Below are 18,199 nucleotides of genomic sequence, written 5' to 3'. Positions count from 1 at the left end.
GATAACAAAAAGCCTGGGAGGACTTTCGTGACAAATCCAAACAACACAGAGCAACACGAGAGCGACGGCGCGAAGTCGTTCGACCGTCGAACCATCTTGCGCGGCGCAACCGCGCTTGCTGCAACTGCGATGGCTGCATCCGATGCTGCAGCGCGCGACTTCGGCCGCAACGCGGAGCCGCAGCGTTATCCCGATCCCGACATCGTCGTGATCGACGACAAGCGCTTCAAGGCCAAGGTCGGCAACACCGCGATCAAGCGGCTGTACACCGGCTGCCTCTGGGCTGAAGGCCCAGCCTGGAACGCGCAGGGCCAGTATCTGGTGTGGAGCGATATCCCGGCCAACCGGCAGTTGCGCTATCTGGACGATGACGGCCATATCTCCGAGCAGTTCCACAAGCCGTCGAACGAGGCCAACGGCTCGACCTTCGATTTCGAGGGCCGCCAGATCACGGCCGAGCGCACGCGGCTGGTGCGCTACGAGCACGATGGAACCGTCACGTCGTTGGCCGAGCAGGCCAATGGCAAGCAGCTCAACGGCCCGAACGACATGGTCGTGCATCCCAACGACAAGTCGATCTGGTTCACCGATCCCGGCTACGGCGCGATCTCGATCTACGAGGGCCAGCGCGCCAACACCGGCTCGAACCAGCCCTACCAGAAAGAGGCCGTCTACCGCATCGATGCTGTAACCGGGCAGATCACCAAGGTTGCCGACGAACCGTTCAAGCCGAACGGCATCGCCTTCAGCCACGACTACAAGAAGGTCTATGTCTGCGACACCGGCATCACGCATTATCCGAACGCCAAGAACATCGTCTGGCAGTACGACCTCAACGGCGACAAGCTGTCCAACCCGCGCACGCTGATCGACATGACGCTGGACGGAAAGTCAGGCTTCCCGGACGGCATGCGTGTCGACATCGATGGCAACATCTGGGTCGGCGCCGGCTGGGTCGGACCGGGCTATGACGGCGTGCAGGTGTTCGCACCCGACGGCCAGCGGATCGGCCAGATTCTGCTGCCGGAGACCTGCGCCAACCTCACCTTCGGCGGCAAGAAGCGCAACCGCCTGTTCATGACCGCAAGCCAGTCATTGTATGCGGTGTATGTGGAGACAAGAGGCGCGCATAACTGCTGACGCAAATGCGCTGTCGTCCCTGCGAAAGCAGGGACCCATAACCACCAGCGCCGATTGTTTGAAAAGCTGGGGCTCCAGCTTCTCGTCACACGACCAGTCGTGGTTATGGGTCCCGGCCCCCGTGCGCAATCGCGCACTAGGCCGGGACGACGCTGGGGCTAGCCGCTGTTCCGCAACCCCGCCGAGATCCCGTTGATCGTGATCTGAATCCCGCGCAGCACCTGCTCATCGGGATCCTTCGCGCGGTGCTCCTTCAGCAGCTCGACCTGCACGTGGTTGAGCGGATCGAGATAAGGGAAGCGGTTGCGGATGCCGCGCTCCAGCAGCGGGTTGCCCTGCAACAGCCGGTCGTGGCCCATGATGTCGAGCAGCGTCTCGATCGCAAGATGCCACTCGCGGCGGATCTGGCCAAAGATCTTCTCGCGCAACGCGACATCAGGCACCAGCTCGGCATAGCGCGAGGCGATCGCGATCGAGCTCTTCGCCAGCACCATGTCCATGTTGGAGAGCAGCGTGCGGAAGAACGGCCATTCCCTGTAGAGTTCCTGCAGGAACGGCATGCCCTGCTCCGGGTGCTCGGCAATCCAGGTCTCGACCGCGCTGCCGAAGCCATACCAGCCCGGCAGCATCAGCCGGCATTGCGCCCAGGAGAACACCCACGGAATCGCGCGCAAGTCCTCGATCTCGCGGGTCTTCTTGCGCGAGGCCGGACGGCTGCCGATGTTCAGGGTCGCGATCTCGTTGATGACGGTCGAGCCCCAGAAATAGTCGGCAAAGCCTTCGGTCTCGTAGACGAGACCGCGATAGGCCTTGAACGCGAGCGCGGAAATCTCCTCCATCGCCTTGAGATATTCGGGGCGTGGCGCGCTCTGCCGCGGCTGCAGCAGGCTGGTTTCCAGCGTCGCTGCGGCCAGGATCTCCAGGTTGCTGCGGCCGACCTCGGCATTGGAATATTTCGAGGAGATGATCTCGCCCTGCTCGGTGATGCGGATCTGACCGTTCACCGCGCCGCCGGGCTGCGCGATGATCGCATCATAGCTCGGGCCGCCGCCGCGGCCGACCGAGCCGCCGCGGCCGTGGAACAGGCGCAGCCGCACGCCGTGGCGTTCGAACACCTCGACGAGGCCGATCTCGGCCTTGTAGAGTTCCCAGCCCGAGGTGACGAAGCCGCCATCCTTGTTGCTGTCGGAATAGCCGAGCATCACCTCCTGCACGCTGCCGAGGCTGTCGACCAGCTTGCGATAGTCGTGCAGCACCAGCATGCGGTCCATGATACCGCTCGAGGCCTGCAGGTCCTCGATGGTCTCGAACAGCGGCACGATGTTGATGGCGCTGCGGCCGGACGGATTGACCAGCCCAACCTCCTTCAGCAGCACCGCGACCTCAAGCATGTCCGACATGCCCTTGCACATCGAGATGATGCACTGGGGGATCACTTCGGGACCGAACCTGGCGTGGGCCTCGGCCGCGGCCCGGAACACGGCGAGCTCGCCCCGGGTCTCCTCGGAATATTTGACGAAGGGCGACGCCAGCGGCCGCGCGTTGCGCAATTCGCCGAGCAGCAGGCTGACGCGCGCATCCTCGCCGAGCGCCAGATAGGACATGCCGGGATTTGCGGTATCGAGCAGCTCGGCGATGGTGCGTTCATGCACTGCAGAGTTCTGGCGGATGTCGAGCCGCGCCAGATGGAAGCCGAAGCAATCCACCGCCCGCCGCAACTGCCGCAGCCGGCCGCGCGCGATCACGCCGGAATTGTTGGCGATCAGCGAGCGATTGAGCACGTCGAGATCGGCCTGGAACTCCTGGACACTCGCATAGGGTTCGGCCTTGCCGACCGGCGGCCGCGTGGTCTCGACCTCGAGCCGCATGGCGGTGGCTGCGAGCCGCGCATAGATGCCCGATACCGCCAGACGATACGGCTCGCCGCTCCGATGCGGCGAGGTGTCCGGCGAACGCTCGGCAAGGATCCGCAATTCGTCCGAGATATCGGCGAGATGTGCCGCGAGCGACAGCTCGGCGCCGAGCGTATGCAGCTGTTCGAGATAGAAGCTGAGCACCCGGCTCGACTGCAGCCGCAGCGTGCCGCGCATCACCTCGGCGGTGACGAACGGATTGCCGTCGCGGTCGCCGCCGATCCAGCTTCCCATCCGGAGGAACGAGGCGAGTTCGCCCGCTTCGCCGCCCTCGTTGTTCAGGCGGTCCTCCAGCGCGCAATGCACGCGCGGGACTTCCTGCAGGAAGGTGTAATCGTAGAACGACAGGCCGTTGGCGACCTCGTCGAGCACGGTGAGCTTGGTCCGGCGCAGCAGGTTGGTTTGCCACAACGTCACGACCGCGCGGCGCAGCTGCTCGTCGCTGGCTTCGCTCTCCTCCGGCGTCATTTGCAGCCGCTCGCGGCGGTCGAGCAGGTGTGCGATCTCCATCTCGCGGTCCATCGTGCTCTTGCGGCGGACCTCGGTCGGATGCGCGGTCAATACCGGGCTGACCAGCGCGCTCTTGAAGAAGCTGCGCAGGTCGGCCGGGCTGATGCCGGCCTGGCGGGCATGCACCAGCGTCTGCTCCAGCGTGCTCGGTCGTGGCGCCCCGCTGGGGCCGCGGCTGCGCATCTGGCGGATGTTGTTCTGGTCCTCGGCGATGTTGGCGAGGTGGGAGAAATAGCTGAAGGCGCGGACGATCTGCAGCGTCTCGGCGATCGACATGCCGTCGAGGATGCCTTCCAGCTCCCGCCGCGCCAGCTTGTCCTCGTCGCGATGGAACCGGACCGAGGTCTGGCGGATGCGCTCGACCAGGTCGAACACGTCGGCCCCTTCCTGGTCGCGCACCGTATCGCCCAGCACGCGCCCCAGGAGCCGGATGTCGTTCCGGAGCCGGGCATCCTCCTCTTGTGCCGCCTTCTCAAGGAGACTGGCTTCTGCGGCACTCCTGGCACCGATATCGGTGTCGGAAGGCATGGTCTGGGGTGACATGGCGGGCTACTCCAGAGGCTGCCGGGTTCCTCCGGAGTGTGCGCTTTTTTTGCCGCAGCGCAAGATGAACTTGGAAGCGGTGCACACTCGGCCGTCGTCCCTGCGAAAGCGGGGACCCATAACCACAGTCGGCTGTGGTTGGCCGGGCTGGGGCCACAGCGATGCGCAACACTGCCACTCGTGGTTATGGGTCCCCGCTTTCGCAGGGACGACGGCGAGTTTGCGGCCCTAGATCCTAAATCCTCCGCCCCGCCCGCTCCCAATACGGATCGCGGAGCCGGCGCTTGAAGATTTTTCCGGAATCCTCCCGCGGCAAATTGGTCTGGATCTCGATGTGCTTGGGCACCTTGTAGTCGGCCAGCGCGGTCTTGAGCTGGGCGCGGACGGAGGCGATGTCGAGCGTCACGCCGGGCTGCGGCTCGACCACCGCCATCAGCGCCTCGCCAAACTCGGCGTCGGGAATGCCGAACACCGCGCAGTCGTGCACGCCGGGCACCGCATGCAACACGGCCTCGATCTCGGCCGGGTAGATGTTGACGCCGCCCGAGATCACCATGTCGCGCTTGCGGTCGCAGATGAAGACGTAGCCGTCCGCGTCGATATAGCCGACGTCGCCCGAGGTGATGAATCCCTGCCGGTCGATCTCGGCGCGCTTCTCGGACTTGTTGTGATAGGTGAAATCGGGATTGCCCGCGATCCGCGAATAGATCTCGCCGATCTGCCCCTGCGACACCTCCTTGCCGTCGTCGCCGATGAAGCGAAGTTCGGCGCCGGGCGAGATCTTTCCGACCGTGCCGGGCTTCTTCAGCGCGTCCTCGGAATTGGCGAACGTCACCGCACCCGACTCGGTCGAGCCGTAGAACTCATAGATCACGGGCCCCCACCATTCGATCATGGCGCGCTTGACGTCGGGCGGACAGGGCGCCGCGGCATGGATGATGTGGCGCAGCGACGACATGTCGTACTTCCGGCGCACCTCCTCGGGCAGCTTCATCAGGCGGATGAACATCGTCGGCACCATGAAGATGGTGTCGATCTTCTCGCGCTCGATCAGCTGCAGAAATTCCTCCGCGTCGAAGCGCGGCATCAGCACCAGCGCGCCGCCGAGCCTGCCCGAACGCAGCCCGAAGGAATTCGGCGCCGAATGGTAGAGCGGTCCCGGCAGGATCGCGCGCGCCCCCGGCTTCAGGCCATAGATCATTCCGCGCATCGCTTCCGCATTGGCGGTCTGTTCCGGCGTCGGCGCGAAACGGCGCACCCCCTTCGGATGGCCTGTCGTCCCCGAAGTGTAGATCATGTTCTGCGGCTGCGGCACCACAGGGCCGTCATAGCGCGGGAACTGTGCCAGCCAGGATTCAAAATCGATCGCGAAGTCGGGTGTCGCGAGATGATCGGGATTGATCTTGTAGTTGGCGAGGATTTCCGGCGGCGTCGGCACGCTGAGCACGGTGACATCATCGGGGATCGCGCCGCGCAGCGGATGCAGCATGTCGGCATGGCCGATCAGGACGCGCGTGCCGGAATCCGTCAGCACGTAGTTGATCTCCTCCGGCTTGAAGTGCCAGTTGACCGGAACGCCATAGGCGCCGAGCCGCATCGCTGCGTAGGCAGCCTCGATGAAGGCGATGTCGTTGCGCATCAGCATGCAGACGCTGTCGCCCGGCTTGACGCCGAGCTTGTTCAGGCCGCTGGCGATGCGCTCAGTGCGCTCGGCGACCGCAGCGTGATCGCGCCGGCGACCGCCGCTGACGATACCGAGAAAGGGTTGGGACGTTTCCATTTGTCGCTGTCCGATCTGTCGTCGGGTTAAGTCGTCATTCCGGGGCGATGCGCAGCATCGAACCCGGAATCTCGAGATGCTAGGACTGGTCCTTCGGACCATCCCGGAATGACGGCGTTGCGTCTACCCAACATCCGCAAACCTTGGCGCGCGCTTCTCCAGATTGGCGCGCACGGATTCGGTCTGGTTCGGGCTGCCGAGCAACTTCTGCTGCTCGACCGATTCCGCAAGCAGCGCGGCCGCCGGATCGACCGACAGATTGTTCAGCATCCGCTTCGCGGCACGGATTGCATCCGGGCTCTTGCCGGCGATCTCGCGCGCGACCTCGAGCGCGGCGGCGCGCGGGTCGTCACAGACGCGGGTGGCGAGGCCGTAGCTCTGTGCTTCCTGCGCCGAGAAGATGCGGCCGGTATAGGTGAGCTCGCGCAGGATATCGTCGCGCACGAGGCTCGCGAGGATCGGCGTGCCGGCCATGTCGGGGACGAGGCCCCATTTGATCTCCATGATCGACATCCGCGCGTCCTGCGAGAGGAAGCGCATGTCGGCACCGAGCGCGAGCTGGAAGCCGCCGCCAAACGCGACGCCGTGGACCGCGGCGATCACCGGCACCGGAAGCTGGCGCCAGCCCCAGACCGCCTGCTGCGCGAAATTGGCCTTGCCATGGGTGCGGATGGTGAGGTCGCGATTCTCGCCGCCCGGCACCCCATTACCGCCATCCTTCATGGCGGCGAACCGCCCCATGTCGAGGCCGGCGCAAAAGGCCCGTCCCTCGCCGGAAAGCACGACCACCCGAACGCCCTTTTCCTTGGAAAGCCGATCGGTCGCGGCGACCAATGCCTCGAACATCGCGGCATCAAGCGCGTTCATCTTGTCCGCCCGCACCAGGCGGACATCGGCGATACCGTCCGAAATCGATATCGAAACGCGATCTTCCATCATTCCCTCCGCTTTGTCCTTGAGTTGGCGCTTTACACAAAGGCCGTTGTCCGCTTTTAGTCAATCGACCAATTAACTGACAACCCCCGTGGAGGAAACGATGTTCTCTGACCAGCTTCTTGCCGGGCGGCGCATACTGGTAACCGGTGGTGGCACCGGCCTTGGCAAGGCCATGGCCACGCGGTTCCTGCAGCTCGGAGCCGAGGTGCATATCTGCGGCCGCCGCAAGAGCGTCTGCGACGAGACCGCCACCGAATTGATGGCCGAGCATGGCGGACGCGTGGTCAGCCACGGCGTCGATATCCGCAATGCGATGGCGGTCGACGAGATGATCGAGTCGATCTGGACCACCAGCGGTCCGCTCACCGATCTCATCAATAACGCCGCCGGCAATTTCATCTCGCGGTCGGAAGAGCTCTCCGCGCGCGGGTTCGATGCAGTGGCCAACATCGTGATGCACGGCACCTTCTACGTCACGCACGCAGTGGGCCGGCGCTGGATCGCCGGCGGGCATCGCGGCAACGTGGTGTCGATCACCGTGACCTGGGTGCGCAACGGCTCACCCTATGTGGTGCCGTCGGCGATGAGCAAGTCGGCAATCCACGCCATGACGATGTCGCTCGCGATCGAATGGGGCCGCCACGGCATCCGCCTCAACACCATCGCGCCCGGCGAGATCCCGACCGAGGGCATGAGCAAGCGCATCAAGCCCGGCGACGAGGCCGGCGCGCGGACCAAGGCGATGAACCCGATGGGCCGGGTCGGCACCATGGAGGAGCTGCAGAACCTCGCGGTGTTCCTGATCTCCGGCGGCTGCGACTGGATCAACGGCGAGACCATCGCCATGGACGGCGCGCAGGCGCTGGCGATGGGCGGCAATTTCTACCAGCTTCGCGACTGGAGCGACGACGACTGGACCAAGGCACGCGACTCGATCAAGGCCCAGAACGAGAAGGATCGCGCGGCGCGAGGTTGAAGCGACAGCTCGCGCCTCGATTCCAGCTGTCGTCCCTGCGAAAGCAGGGACCCATAACCACGTCTTGAAACATCGAGCGCGCTGGGGCCACAGCGCGCTCGACAACTCGATCCTGTGGTTATGGGTCCCGGGTCGCGCTTCGCTTGCCCGGGACGACACTGTGGATTGATCGTGCACCACTCCCCGTATTGTCTTTGCTGCCGGATGCCGCCACACTCCGCGCAACCAAAACAAGACGTCACGGGGGAAACATGTCCGACGCGCCGAAACTGAGCAACCTCGCCGACATGGTGCGCGACCGCGCCAACAGCCGCGGCGATGCGCTGGCCTATGAGTTCGAGGGCCGGCAAACCAGCTTCGCCGAATTCGACGTCAAAACCAACCGCGTCGCCAATGCGCTGATCGCGATGGGCATCAAGAAGGGCGAGCGGATCGCCTATCTCGGCAAGAACAGCGACTTCTATTTTGAATTGCTGATGGGCGCGATGAAGGCCGGCGTGGTGATGGCGCCGGTGAACTGGCGCCTCGCAGGCCCCGAGGTCGCCTTCATCGTCGACGACTGCAGGGCGCCAGTGCTGTTCGTCGGCCCCGAATTCATCACGCAGGCGCGCAACATCAGGGACAAGCTGCCGAGCGTCCGCACCGTCATCACGACCGAGGGCGGGGCACCCGAATGGCCCGACTATCTCGCCTGGCGCGACGCGCAGAGCGGCGACGACCCGCGGGTTGCGATCGAGCCGAAGGACATCGCGATCCAGCTCTACACCTCGGGCACCACGGGCAAGCCGAAGGGCGCGATGCTGTCGCACGCGAACTTCCTCAATCTGGTGCAGAGCGGCAACGAAGCCGAGAAGCCGGAATGGAACCGGTGGACCACCGACGACGTCTCGCTGGTCGCGATGCCGATCTTCCACATCGGCGGCTCGGGTTGGGGCGTCATGGGGCTCTATCACGGCGCCCGCGGCGTCATTGCCCGCGAGTTCGATCCGACCAAGGTGCTCGACTTCTTCGAGCAGTCCGGCATCACCAAGCTGTTCATGGTGCCGGCGGCGATGCAGTTCGTGGTGCGGCAGCCGCGCGCGCGGCAGGTCGACTTCTCGCGCCTGAAATACATGCTGTACGGCGCCTCCCCGATCCCGGCGGCGCTGCTGAAGGAGTGCATCGAGGTCTTCAAATGCGGCTTCGTGCAGATGTACGGCATGACCGAGACCACCGGCACCATCGTCGCGCTGCCGCCGGAGGATCACATCGAGGGGCTCGACCGGATGCGTTCCGCCGGCAAGGCGCTGCCCGGCATCGAGCTTGCGATCCTCGATCCGGACGGCAAGCCGCTGCCGCCGGGCGAGGTCGGCGAGATCGCCACCCGCTCCGGCTCCAACATGGCCGGCTACTGGAATCTGCCCGAGGCCACCGCGCGCACCATCGATAGCGACGGCTGGCTGCGCACCGGCGATGTCGGCTACATGGACAGCGACGGCTATCTCTACATCCACGACCGCATCAAGGACATGATCATCTCCGGCGGCGAGAACATCTATCCGGCCGAAGTCGAGAGCGCGCTGTGCGACCACCCCGACGTGGCGGAAGCCGCCGTGATCGGCATCCCCGACGACAAATGGGGCGAGGCGGTGAAGGCCGTGGTGGTGATGAAGCCGGGCAAGAGCGCGACGGCGACCGACATCATCAACTTCACCCGCGAGCGGATCGCGGGCTACAAGACGCCGAAATCTGTCGACTTCATCCCGGCGCTGCCGCGCAACCCGTCGGGCAAGATTTTGCGGCGGAATTTGCGCGATCCGTACTGGGTGGGGAAGGACCGGCAGGTGAACTAACCTCCCCTGTCGTCCCGGCCCAGCGAAGCGCGAGCCGGGACCAATAACCACCGTTGCTCATTGTCTAGCGACGCTGGGGCCACATCTCGTTCAACCAATAGCCGACTGTGGTTATGGGTCCCTGCTTTCGCAGGGACGACGATGGTGAGAGAAGCGTCCATCAAGTCTTCTTCATCCTCTCCCGCAAGATCCGCCAGCGCTCCTGCGCCTCTTTCGGCCAGACCTCTCGCCGATCGTAATACTCCGCGAACACCTTGGCGCCGGGCGGGAACGTCACCCAAGGCTGCTTCGACGACGTGAAGATGTGGACATCAGGCGGGCACTGGCTCGGATCATCCATCGTGCCGACGCGAACGAAGCGCACCGCCGGTCCCGCGCCCGGATAGTTGCTCCACACCGCGACCTTGCAGCGCGGGCAGCGGGCGATCTTCTGCCCCTTGCCGCTCGCCGATGGCGTGTCGACGATTTCGGGCTCGGCCGCGATGTGCTCGACCCGCTCGGCCTCGTACATCGCGTTGAGCGCATGCACGGTGCCGGTCTCGCGCTGGCACCAGGTGCAGTGGCAGGCGTGCACGATCATCGGCCTGCCGGTCAGGCGGTAGCGGACGTTCCTGCAGGTGCATCCGCCTTCCATGTCGTGCCCCTCCTCGGTTGAGGCCTCAGTGCTTGCCGGCGCCCATGTAGCCGAACAGGAAGCCTGCAACCTTGCGCTTCTGGATTTCCTCGCTGCCCTCGGTGATGCGGTAGCGGCGGTGGTGGCGGTAGATGTGCTCGAACGGCTTGTGGCGCGAATAACCCATGCCGCCATGCACCTGCATCGCGCGGTCGGCGGCCTCGCAGCACAGCCGGTTTGCCCAGAAGTTGCACATCGAGACCCGGTCCGACAGCGTGTGCTCGACCTGCGCCTGGGTCAGCTGATCCATCTCCCACGCGGTCTTGCGGATCAACAGCCGCAGCATCTCGGCCTGGGTCGCAAGCTCGACCAGCGGCCACTGGATCGCCTGGTTCTCCGCCAGCGCCTTGCCGAACGGCTTGCGCTCGCGGGCATACTTGACGCTCTCATTGATGCAATAGACGGCGGCGCCGAGCGAGCTTGCCGCCTGGCGGATTCGGTTCTCGTGCACGAAGCATTGCGCCAGCGACAGGCCACGGCCGACCTCGCCGAACTGCGCATCCTCAGGCACGAACACGTCGGTGAAGCTGACCCGCGGGTGATCGGTCGGCATGTTGAAGGTCCACATGTACTCCTCGACCTTCACGCCCGGCGATTTCGCCGGCACCAGGAAGCAGCTGATGCCGCGAGCGTCGCCGTCATTGCCGGAGGTGCGGGCAAACAGCGCGCAATGCGTCGCCACATGCATGCCTGTGGTCCACATCTTCTCGCCGTTGATGATCCAGCCCTTGACGTTGTCGCGGGTCGCCTGCACCGCCCTGGTCTCCATATGCGTGGCGTCGGAGCCGTGCTCGGGCTCCGTGAGACCGAACGTGATGCGGTACTTGCCGGTGATCGAGCCGTCGATCATCGCCTTCTGCTCGTCGGTTCCATAGCGGTCGAGCATGGTCACGATGGGCAGATTGCCGACGATCGAATGCTCGTTCTGCAGATCGTTGTGCAGGCCGAGACCCTTCGAGGCAAAATGTTCGCGGATCACAGCCATCCAGAGATTGGAGCCGTCCTTGCCGCCGTAGCGCTTCGGGATCGCGAAGCGCAGATGACCCGCTGCATCGGCCAGGTTCTTGACCTTGCGCAGCAGCAATTCCCATTCATGGCGCGGCAGGCCGCCCTTGTCGAAATCGGTGCGCGCCCATTCGCGGCGATGATCGAAGAAGCGGATGTTGTCGTCAGCCGCTTCCAGCGGCTTGACCTCGCGTTCGATGAAGCGATCGAGCTCGGCGAGATAGGCTGTCAGGTCAGCCGGCAGATTGAAATCCAAGGCGGTCACTCCCGAAGATATTGTTGATTCTGGTTTTGCGTTTAGGCGCTATCGCGCAGCCGCGTTCGGATCGATTAAGGTGAGAAGCACGCGGCCAAGTCAAGCAGGCCGATGAGGCTTGCGCGCGCGGTCGCATTGCGTAATTGGATGGCGCGGAACGAGGTGCAGGCGGTAGGATAGTGGCCATATTCTTCGCCGCAGAAAATCGACGGGAGCAAACATGGATCTGAAATTCTCCAAGGTGACGCGCAAGGGTCCCATCACCATCGTGACGCTGTCGCGGCCCGAGGTTTACAACGCGCTGCATATCGACGCGCATTTCGAGCTCAACAAGGTGTTCGACGACTTCTCCGCCGATCCCGAGCAGTGGGTCGCGATCGTCACCGGTGCCGGCGACAAGGCGTTCTGCGCCGGCAACGACCTGAAATGGCAGGCCGCCGGCGGCAAGCGCGGCTGGGACAAGGGCGGCTTCGCCGGGCTGACCAGCCGCTTCGACTGCGACAAGCCGATCATCGCCGCCGTCAATGGCGTCGCAATGGGTGGCGGGTTCGAGATCGCGCTGGCCTGCGACCTGATCATTGCCTCGGAGAACGCGACCTTCGCTTTGCCCGAGCCGCGGGTCGGCCTTGCGGCACTCGCTGGCGGAGTCCACCGCTTGCCGCGCCAGATCGGGCTGAAGCGCGCCATGGGCATGATCCTGACCGCGCGCCATGTCAGTGCCAAGGAAGGCCTCGAGCTCGGCTTCGTCAATGAGGTGGTGCCGCAGGGCGAAGCCCTCGCCGCCGCCGAGCGCTGGGCCGAGACCATCGCCAAGAACTCGCCGATGTCGATCCGCGCCTCGAAGCAGGCGATCCAGAAGGGCCTCGAAGTCTCGCTGGAGCAGGCGCTGGCCGAGCAGCGCGAGTATCCGGCGGTGAAGGCGATGGCCGCCTCGCAGGATTACATCGAGGGCCCGAAGGCGTTCTCGGAGAAGCGCCCGCCGAAATGGCTGGGACGGTAGCAACAACCTTCCTCCACCCGTCATTCCGGGGCGATGCGTAGCATCGAGCCCGGAATCCATAACCACGATCGTGAGTATGGATTCCGGGCTCGCCGCTTTGCGGCGCCCCGGAATGACGGCTTGTAGGACGGGTAGAGCGCAGCGAAACCCATCGACGCTTGCGCCGTTTGTGATGGTTTCGCTTCGCTCTACCCATCCTACGTATTCCCCAACTCCCTCTTGTACGACGCGTAGTTCGGCTGATCGACGGCGAGCTTGTCCATCGTGGTCTGCCAGAGATGCTCCGATAACCCCGGCGTTGCCAGATCGAGCCCGCCGCTTGCGATCTTCTCCGATAGCGCGCGGTTGAGCTCCATCAGCGTGCCGTCCGTGTCGAGCAGCGCCTTCAGCCGCGCGGCCTCGGTCGCATCGCCGGCCTCGGCAAGCGCGAGCTGCCGCGTCACCAGATCGAGCGCGTTGATGCCGACGCGCAGCTTGAAGCTATTGTGCCCCTTGATCGCGGGTGCGATCTCGTTGCGCAGGAAATCGGCGACGGCCTTGATCAGTTCGGTGGGTGTCGGTTCGTCCTGCATCTTACTTTCCTCGCGGAGCTAGCAACCGCAGCAGATCGATCTCGGTCTCCGACGCCCGCCGCCCGATCATCGCGCGCTCCATCGAATGATCGGGGCCCAGGCGGAAGCGCTGCATCATGCCGCAGCACATCACGCCCCAGCGCAGCGTGCCCATCACTTCCCAGAACATCACGCGATCAGGATCGACCTTGCGGCCGGCCTCCGCATAACCCGCGAACAGGTCCTCGCGGGAGCCGAAGCCGCCGACCGGCTTGTCGATCTCGCCGAAGCGCCACGAATTGACGCAGATCCAACCGAGATCCTCCATCGGATCGCCGGTGTGCGCGAGCTCCCAGTCGAGCACCGCGCGCACCCCGTCGGGGCCGATGATCAGATTGCCGTGGCGGAAATCGCCATGCACCAGCGTCACCTCCGATGACGGACCGGGATCGTGATCGCGCAGCCAGCGCAGCGCCAATTCGAACACCGGCCGCGGCCAGTTGAAGCTGTGATACTCGCGGGCGAGATCCTCGATCTCTTTGGTTGCCGTCAGGCCGCGCAGCTGCGGCAATTTTGCTCGCGGCAGGCCATGAATGCCGGCGATGACACGGCCGAGCTGGCGCGCCAGCAGCGGCCGCGCCTTGGCAAATTCCTCGTCGCGCAAAATTTTCCGCGCGATGGTCTCGCCTTCGACCCTCGCCATGATGAAGCCGCGGCCAAGGCCGTCCTCCGGCGTCAAGACATGCATCACCTTCGGCGACGGCAGGCCCGCGTCGTGCGCGAGCTGCATCAGCGTCGCCTCGGCCTCGAGGCCGGCGGCGCGGCCGGGCGCTGCACCATAACCCGGCGGCGCACGGCGCAGGATCGCGCCGATCGTGCCGTTCGGGTGCACGATGTCGAACGTCCAGGTCTCCTGGCTGGCGCCGCCGGATAGTTTTGCGGCGCCGGTGACGCCGGTCGCGCCAGGATGAAACGAGGCGACGCAGCGGGTGAGTTCGGTCTCGATCATTTGCCCGTGAACTTCGCCGGCCGCTTCTCGAGGAACGCGGTGACGCCTTCCTTGAAATCCTCGGCGCGGCCCGCGATCCGCTGCGACTCGAATTCCAGATTGAGCTGATCCTCAAGGGTGTTTTCCGGGCTGTCCCAATAGAGCTTGCGGATCAGCGACAGCGCGACCGTCGGGCCGTTGGCGAGATCATGCGCGAGCTTCATGGTCTCCTCCATCAGCGCGCCGTCGTCATAGACGCGGTTGACGAGGCCCCATTCCAGCGCCTTCTCGGCCGGCAGCCGCTCACCGAGCAGCGACAGCTCGACCGAGCGCGCCTTGCCGATCAGCCGCGGCAGCAGCCAGGTCGAGCCGCAATCCGGCACCAGGCCGATGCGGCGGAAAGCCTGCAAGAAATAGGACGAGCGCGCGCACAGGATGAGGTCGCCCATCAAGGCGAAGCTCATGCCGGCGCCGGCGGCCGGACCGTTCACCGCCGTCACGATCGGACAGTGCAGCTTACGCAATCGGCGCAGGAACGGGTGGAACGCGGTCTCAAGCGCCGCGCCGGCGTTGCTCTTGCCGGGCTTCTGCTGCTGGTTGCGACCCTGCAGATTGGCGCCGGTGCAGAAGGCGCGGCCCGCACCGGTGATCACCAGGCAGCGCACCTCGTCGCGCTTGTCGTCGATCGCATCGAGCGCCTCGGCAAGGCCGCCCAGCATGTCGATCGAGACCGCGTTCATGACTTCCTGATGGTCGAGTTTGAGGATCGCGACCGATCCGTCGAAGTCGAGCGTGACGTGCTTGAACTGCATGGTTTCCTCTTTACGTTGCTTCGGCGGTGGGTACCGCGGTAGGTCGATGCTTCGACCCATATTTGATTTTTGTGCCGGGCTTGTCCATGGTCGGCAGCAAGCCCATCCGTGAACGCGGGATTAGCGCGCACCAAACCAAATGGAAACCCCAATGAGTGGCATCTTCGATCTCACCGGCCGCGTTGCTGTCATCACCGGCGGCAATGGCGGCATCGGCCTCGGCATCGCTCAGGCGTTGAACGCCGCCGGCTGCAACGTCGCGATCTGGGGCCGCAACGCGGAAAAAAACGCCAACGCCGCGGCCTCGATGAAGGCCGGACCCGGCAAGGTCGCAACCCAATTCTGCGACGTCACCGATCCCGGCTCGGTCAAGACCGCGATGAAGGCGACGCTCGACACCTTCGGCCGCGTCGACGGCTGCTTCGCCAATGCCGGCATCGGCGGCGGCGGACGCCGCTCCTTCATCGACCGCACCGAGGAGGAATGGCGCAAGATGTTCGCGACCAATCTCGACGGCGTCTTCCACGTATTCCAGGCTGCGGCACGCCACATGACCGAGCGCGCCGAGGCCGGCGACAAGTTCGGCCGGCTGGTCGCGACCTCGAGCCTCGCCTCGCTGTTCGGCACCGCGCGCAACGAGCACTATGCCGGCACCAAGGCCGCGCTGAACGCGCTGTGCCGCGCGCTCGGCGTCGAGCTCGCCCGCCACGGCGTCACCGCGAATGCGATCCTGCCCGGCTGGATCAAGAGCGACATGACCGCCGGCATCATGGCCAACGACAAGTTCGTCGCCAATGTGATGCCGCGCATCCCGGTACGCCGCTTCGGTGAGCCGAGCGATTTCGGCGGCATCGCCGTCTACCTCATGAGCAAGGCGTCGTCTTATCATACGGCTGATTGCTTTGTGATCGACGGCGGGTACACGGCTTTCTGAATTGGCTCTTGACGCAACACGGATGTCGTCCCTGCGAAAGCAGGGACCCATAACCACAGGGTCGTGTTGTAGGAGTGAGCTGCGGCCCCAGCGTCGCGCATAACAATCATTGGTGGTTATGGGTCCCGGGTCGCGCGGAGCATGTCATCGGGCGGCGCTTCGCGCCGACCCGTTGGCTTGCCCGGGACGACATCGAATATGTTGCGCGGTCTGTGGGTCATACATCCGCATCCTCGCGGGGCTGCTGCGTCCGGGTCTTGCGTTGACTTGCTCCGAAGGGAGAGTGCGCGGCGCGACGCAGCGTCGCTTCCGTCGCGGCAAAACTGCTGCTAAGCGTTCGAGCGGCAAGCACGCGACAAAGCGGCTTTGGTCAACAACAGGGAGGATATTTCAGATGTTTTCACATGTGATGGTTGGCACCAACGATCTGGACAAGGCCAAGGCGTTTTATGATGCGCTGCTCGGCACGCTCGATGTCCGGCCGGCCCGGGTCGACGGTCACCGCATCATGTACCTCACCAAGGCCGGCATTTTCATGGTTTCCAAGCCGATCAACGGCGAACCGGCGACGCACGCCAATGGCGGCACGATCGGCTTTGCCTGCTCTTCGCCGGAGCAGGTCCATGCCTGGCACGCGGCCGGCATCGCCCATGGTGGCAAGACCTGCGAGGACCCGCCGGGCGTCCGAGAAGGCAACGGCATCAAGCTCTACCTCGCCTATCTGCGTGACCTCGACGGCAACAAGATCTGCGCGATGCACCGGATGACCTAACCGGCATCCGCCGGACTTTTTCACGCTGTCCGCGGCGGCGTTCAAACAACGTTTGAAACGCCGTCGCGAAATTCCGCGATGCGGTAGAGACATCAGGAAAATCGGTACTCGCGCTTCGCGCCGCGCGCGTTTATTGTCCGCCGCGAAACGCGCCTTCGCGACGGGAGAAACGACAATGAAGCATGCCTATGTGCCGCGCACCACGAACTACACGCTCAATCCGGGCGACGAGCTCAACGACCTCCGCATGTCGGACAAGGTCCGCCCGCTCTACGACCATGTGAAGCAGTTCATCCGCGACACGGTCGATCCGATGTCGGTCGAGTTCTATCGCGCCGGCGAGAAGAAGACCGACCGCTGGAGCTTCACGGACCAACAGCTCGCGATCCTGCAGAAGGCCAAGGACAAGGCGAAGGAGGTCGGTCTCTGGAACTTCTTCCTGCCCGACGCCGAAACCGGCGACGGCCTCAACAACCTCGACTACGCCTATATCGCCGCCGAGCTCGGCAAGAGCCCGCTGGCCTCCGAGACGATGAACTGCTCGGCCCCCGACACCGGCAACATGGAAGTGCTGGAGCGCGTCGGCACCAAGGCGCAGAAGGAGAAGTGGCTGAAGCCGCTGCTTAACGGCGAGATCCGCTCGGCCTATGCGATGACCGAGCCGAACGTCGCCTCCTCCGACGCCAAGAACATCTCGACCACCGCAAAGCTGGTCGGCGACGAGTGGGTGATCAACGGCGAGAAGTACTACATCTCCGGCGCCGGCGATCCGCGCTGCAAGATCATGATCGTGATGGTGAAGACCAATCCCGACGCGGCGCCGAGCAAGCAGCAGTCGCAGATCCTGGTGCCGATCGACACCCCCGGCGTCGAGATCCTGGGCCCGATGCACGTGTTCGGCCATGACCATGCGCCGCGCGGCCACATGCATCTGCGCTTCAACAATGTGAAGGTGCCGAAGGAGAACATGCTGCTCGGCGAAGGCCGCGGCTTCGAGATCTCGCAGGTCCGGCTCGGCCCGGGCCGCATCCATCACTGCATGCGCACCATCGGCAAGGCCGAGAAGGCGCTCGACATGATGGTGCAGCGCGGCCTCACCCGCGAAGCGTTCGGCAAAAAGATCGCCCATCTCGGCGGCAACATGCAGATCATCGCCCAGGCGCGCTGCGAGATCGAGGCGATGCGGCTGATGGTGTTGAAGGCGGCCAAGGCGATGGACGTGCTCGGCAACAAGGAAGCCCGCGTCTGGGTTTCGATGGTCAAGGCCATGGTGCCCGAGCGCGCCTGCAAGGTGATCGACCAGGCGATCCAGATGCACGGCGCCACCGGCATCTCGCAATGGTCCCCGCTCGGCGAAATGTACCAGGACGTCCGCCATCTGCGCTTCGCCGACGGTCCGGACGAGGTGCACTGGATGGTGGTCGGCCGCCACGAACTGAGCATGACGTAAGCTTGTCGTCTCCTCCCCGCGTGCGGGGAGACGAACAAGCTGAATCGTAGGGCGGGTTAGCGCAAGCGTAACCCGCCTTTTACTTTCTTGTCCGCTCGCGGCGGGTTACGCTTCGCTAACCCGCCCTA

15 protein-coding genes are annotated in these 18,199 nt (G+C 64.6%); 7 read left to right on the top strand and 8 right to left on the bottom strand.

Annotated features, from left to right (window positions below):
- Positions 1-27 precede the first annotated feature (27 nt).
- Positions 28-1,140, top strand: a complete 1,113-nt coding sequence (locus AAFG13_RS40425) for an SMP-30/gluconolactonase/LRE family protein (RefSeq protein ID WP_342710466.1) — start codon at positions 28-30, stop codon at positions 1,138-1,140.
- Between the two features lie 158 nt (positions 1,141-1,298).
- Here the strand turns inward: AAFG13_RS40425 and ppc are convergent, their stop codons facing one another.
- From ppc to AAFG13_RS40410, 3 genes are all read right to left on the bottom strand, one after another.
- Positions 1,299-4,106, bottom strand: a complete 2,808-nt coding sequence (ppc, locus tag AAFG13_RS40420; protein ID WP_342710465.1) for a phosphoenolpyruvate carboxylase — start codon at positions 4,104-4,106, stop codon at positions 1,299-1,301.
- Positions 4,107-4,341: 235 nt separating this feature from the next.
- Complete coding sequence (locus tag AAFG13_RS40415; protein ID WP_342710464.1) at positions 4,342-5,886, bottom strand: acyl-CoA synthetase; 1,545 nt, start codon at positions 5,884-5,886, stop codon at positions 4,342-4,344.
- Positions 5,887-6,009: 123 nt separating this feature from the next.
- A complete protein-coding gene (locus AAFG13_RS40410; RefSeq protein ID WP_342710463.1) occupies positions 6,010-6,822 on the bottom strand; it encodes a crotonase/enoyl-CoA hydratase family protein in 813 nt (270 codons plus the stop codon).
- Between the two features lie 100 nt (positions 6,823-6,922).
- On the opposite strand from AAFG13_RS40410, the gene AAFG13_RS40405 reads away from it, so the two are divergent.
- Together AAFG13_RS40405 and AAFG13_RS40400 are read left to right on the top strand one after the other, a co-directional pair.
- On the top strand, positions 6,923-7,798 hold the full coding sequence (locus AAFG13_RS40405; RefSeq protein WP_298369876.1) for an SDR family oxidoreductase: 876 nt from the start codon (positions 6,923-6,925) through the stop codon (positions 7,796-7,798).
- 251 nt (positions 7,799-8,049) lie between these two features.
- On the top strand, positions 8,050-9,630 hold the full coding sequence (locus AAFG13_RS40400; protein WP_342710462.1) for a fatty acid--CoA ligase: 1,581 nt from the start codon (positions 8,050-8,052) through the stop codon (positions 9,628-9,630).
- Between the two features lie 160 nt (positions 9,631-9,790).
- On the opposite strand, the gene AAFG13_RS40395 is transcribed toward AAFG13_RS40400, so the two are convergent.
- On the bottom strand, positions 9,791-10,264 hold the full coding sequence (locus AAFG13_RS40395; protein ID WP_212311157.1) for a GFA family protein: 474 nt from the start codon (positions 10,262-10,264) through the stop codon (positions 9,791-9,793).
- 25 nt (positions 10,265-10,289) lie between these two features.
- Entirely contained in the window at positions 10,290-11,564 is a 1,275-nt protein-coding gene (locus AAFG13_RS40390) for an acyl-CoA dehydrogenase family protein (RefSeq protein WP_342710461.1), read from the bottom strand.
- A gap of 220 nt (positions 11,565-11,784) precedes the next feature.
- Between AAFG13_RS40390 and AAFG13_RS40385 the strand changes: the two genes are divergently transcribed.
- The gene (locus AAFG13_RS40385; RefSeq protein ID WP_097670526.1) at positions 11,785-12,564 is read left to right on the top strand and encodes an enoyl-CoA hydratase-related protein; all 780 of its coding nucleotides are present in this window, start codon (positions 11,785-11,787) and stop codon (positions 12,562-12,564) included.
- Positions 12,565-12,761: 197 nt separating this feature from the next.
- Here AAFG13_RS40385 and AAFG13_RS40380 read toward each other — a convergent pair whose 3' ends face one another.
- The 3 genes from AAFG13_RS40380 to AAFG13_RS40370 are packed head-to-tail and all read right to left on the bottom strand — an operon-like array spanning position 12,762 to position 14,915.
- On the bottom strand, positions 12,762-13,136 hold the full coding sequence (locus tag AAFG13_RS40380) for a DUF6285 domain-containing protein (protein WP_342710459.1): 375 nt from the start codon (positions 13,134-13,136) through the stop codon (positions 12,762-12,764).
- Between the two features lies 1 nt (position 13,137).
- Positions 13,138-14,124 (bottom strand): phosphotransferase family protein, encoded by a 987-nt coding sequence (locus tag AAFG13_RS40375; protein WP_342710458.1) that lies wholly within the window; start codon positions 14,122-14,124, stop codon positions 13,138-13,140.
- Complete coding sequence (locus AAFG13_RS40370; RefSeq protein WP_212311161.1) at positions 14,121-14,915, bottom strand: enoyl-CoA hydratase/isomerase; 795 nt, start codon at positions 14,913-14,915, stop codon at positions 14,121-14,123. Before AAFG13_RS40370 ends, AAFG13_RS40375 begins: the two co-directional genes overlap by 4 nt.
- Before the next feature lie 151 nt (positions 14,916-15,066).
- Here AAFG13_RS40370 and AAFG13_RS40365 point away from each other — a divergent pair, with 151 nt between their 5' ends.
- The 3 genes from AAFG13_RS40365 to AAFG13_RS40355 all read left to right on the top strand — a co-directional run bounded on the left by AAFG13_RS40365 (position 15,067) and on the right by AAFG13_RS40355 (position 18,071).
- Positions 15,067-15,849: an SDR family oxidoreductase gene (locus tag AAFG13_RS40365; RefSeq protein WP_212311162.1), complete on the top strand. Its 783-nt coding sequence runs from the start codon at positions 15,067-15,069 to the stop codon at positions 15,847-15,849.
- Between the two features lie 394 nt (positions 15,850-16,243).
- Positions 16,244-16,621, top strand: coding sequence for a VOC family protein (locus tag AAFG13_RS40360; RefSeq protein WP_342710457.1), 378 nt, complete (start codon positions 16,244-16,246; stop codon positions 16,619-16,621).
- 175 nt (positions 16,622-16,796) lie between these two features.
- Entirely contained in the window at positions 16,797-18,071 is a 1,275-nt protein-coding gene (locus tag AAFG13_RS40355; protein ID WP_212311164.1) for an acyl-CoA dehydrogenase family protein, read from the top strand.
- The last annotated feature ends 128 nt before the right edge of the window (positions 18,072-18,199 follow it).

Source organism: Bradyrhizobium sp. B124, from assembly GCF_038967635.1.
Taxonomy (GTDB): Bacteria; Pseudomonadota; Alphaproteobacteria; order Rhizobiales; family Xanthobacteraceae; genus Bradyrhizobium.
The sequence above is the reverse complement of the archived record's forward strand: the minus strand, read 5'-3'. Positions and strand labels throughout refer to the sequence as shown.